Source organism: Marinobacter sp. ELB17, assembly GCF_000169375.1.
Classification (GTDB): Bacteria; Pseudomonadota; Gammaproteobacteria; order Pseudomonadales; family Oleiphilaceae; genus Marinobacter.
This window is the reverse complement of record NZ_AAXY01000069.1, coordinates 1-2,020: the sequence shown is the minus strand read 5'-3', so window position 1 is coordinate 2,020 and position 2,020 is coordinate 1. Positions and strand designations below refer to the sequence as shown.

The window sequence follows — 2,020 nt, the reverse complement described above, 5'->3', positions numbered from 1 at the left end:
CATGCATTGTTCGGTGCCGGAGCGGGGCGCATTGGTGATTACGATCAATGTGCCTGGCAAATATTAGGGCGAGGGCAGTTTCGACCACTGGACGGAAGCCAGCCGTTTATCGGTCAAGCGGGTGTTCTGGAAACCGTTGCAGAGTACAAGGTGGAGTTGGTGTGCGCTGAGGGCTGCGTGAGAAATGCCATTGCTGCATTAAAGGCGGCGCACCCCTACGAGGAGCCCGCCTATGAAGTGCTTGCTCTGACGCAGTTTTGATCAGGCTTTTCGGGATTTCGCCATAGGGTGACGAATACTGTCAACGTGAACCCCGAACGTCTGCTTTTTCATATCGTTTATAAAAATCTCAAGGGTTTTACGCACAGTCGGAAATGACAGTTCGTCCCAAGGAATGTCTGACAGCTCAAACAATTGTGTTTCCAGTGATTCCTCGCCTGCGCCATATTTACCCTCAATCAGCGTGGCGCGGTAAAATATGTGTACCTGATCGATGTGTGGGACGTCGATTACGACGTAAAGGCCCTCAATGTGAACTTCCGCGAGGGCCTCTTCACGGGTTTCGCGAACAGCCGCTTCTACTGTTGTTTCCTGGTTTTCCATAAAGCCTGCAGGCAGAGTCCAATAACCGTAGCGAGGCTCGATGGCGCGGCGACACAGAAGAATACGGTTGTCCCATACTGGCACCGTGCCTGCGATAATACGAGGGTTCTGGTAATGAATAGTGTTGCATTGGGTGCACACGTAGCGGTGACGATTGTCGCCCTCGGGGATCCGCTGCTCTACCTGTTCACCACAGTCACTGCAGTAATTCATAGCTTTCCCCGTATACTGATAGTAGATGTCTTAAAGGCCGTTAGTTTAACCATCTGAGCCACCTTAGCGCCATGGCGCCTTTGATTGAAACATGCCAGGAGATACTTTGAAGCACTTGTTACATTCCCGGTTAGCAGGCTACCGGCCTAACGAGCTGGCGCTGGACTATCCTGAAGCTGGTATTTTGGTGCCTATTACCGACAACAGCGGTAATCCGGAGATGTTGTTCACTTTGCGATCGGCCCATCTCAAAACCCATCGTGGCCAAGTAGCGTACCCTGGTGGCAGGCGCGACCCCGAAGACGAAAACCTGATGGTGACGGCTCTTCGGGAGACCCATGAGGAAATCGGCTTGCCGCCAGACCAGGTGCAGATTGTGTCGTCGCTAAGCCAAGTTGCATCCCATGCTCGTATTCTTGTAACACCTTACGTAGGCGTGGTACCCGAAGACCATCCACTACGCCCTAATCCCGCAGAAATCGAAAGTGTGTTCCGTGTCCCCATAGCCTGGTTGCTGGAAGACCGGCGTGAACGTACCGATGCCTTACCTTTTACGGGTGGCACCATTTATGTGCCCTGCTACCGCTGGGAGAAATACCAGATATGGGGTTTGTCAGCCGTAGTGCTGGTCGATTTTATGAACGCTGTGTACGATGCCGGTATTGATCTGGAGCGACCGCCCTCGCGTTAATATTGCGGTGTTAATCGGTTCGAGAACCCAACAGAGACGGCATACTTCAAGAGGAAATTATGTTTTACAAATTGAACGACAGAGTTCCGGTGCTAGAAGGGAGTGGCCATTTTGTTGCCGATAATGCCTCGGTGATCGGCAGTGTTCGCTTGTTAGACAAAACCAGCGTGTGGTTTAACGTGGTGATTCGCGGTGATAACGAGCTGATTACGATTGGCGAGCAGAGCAATGTGCAGGATGGTGCCGTATTGCATACCGACCCAGGATTACCGTTAAACATCGGCCGTGGTGTGACTGTGGGGCACAAAGCCATGCTTCACGGCTGTGACGTGGGCGATTATTCGTTGATCGGCATCAACGCAGTTGTGCTGAACGGTGCCAAAATTGGCAAGCACTGCTTGATAGGAGCGAATACGCTGGTACCGGAACACATGGTTATACCCGACGGCTCTATGGTTATAGGCTCGCCGGCACGGGTGAAACGCCAATTAAGCCCGGAGCAGCAAAAATGCT

Annotated in this window: 4 protein-coding genes; 3 read left to right on the top strand and 1 reads right to left on the bottom strand. The window is 52.3% G+C overall.

Annotated features, from left to right (window positions below; all coding sequences use genetic code 11):
* The coding region (locus MELB17_RS23025; protein WP_007352753.1) for a hypothetical protein at positions 1 to 261 on the top strand (261 nt) is incomplete at its 5' end.
* Here the strand turns inward: MELB17_RS23025 and MELB17_RS23020 are convergent.
* Positions 262 to 816, bottom strand: coding sequence for an NUDIX hydrolase (locus MELB17_RS23020; protein WP_007352752.1), 555 nt, complete (start codon positions 814 to 816; stop codon positions 262 to 264).
* 106 nt (positions 817 to 922) lie between these two features.
* Here MELB17_RS23020 and MELB17_RS23015 point away from each other — a divergent pair, with 106 nt between their 5' ends.
* Together MELB17_RS23015 and MELB17_RS23010 are read left to right on the top strand one after the other, a co-directional pair.
* On the top strand, positions 923 to 1,507 hold the full coding sequence (locus tag MELB17_RS23015) for an NUDIX hydrolase (RefSeq protein WP_007352751.1): 585 nt from the start codon (positions 923 to 925) through the stop codon (positions 1,505 to 1,507).
* A 59-nt stretch (positions 1,508 to 1,566) separates the two neighbouring features.
* Positions 1,567 to 2,020, top strand: a 454-nt coding sequence (locus tag MELB17_RS23010; RefSeq protein WP_007352750.1) for a gamma carbonic anhydrase family protein, incomplete at its 3' end; no start/stop codon positions are given.

Bases quoted from the DNA above. Each gene is read 5' to 3' on its own strand.
- MELB17_RS23020 (WP_007352752.1), bottom strand. From the start codon at position 816: ATGAATTACTGCAGTGACTGTGGTGAACAGGTAGAGCAGCGGATCCCC.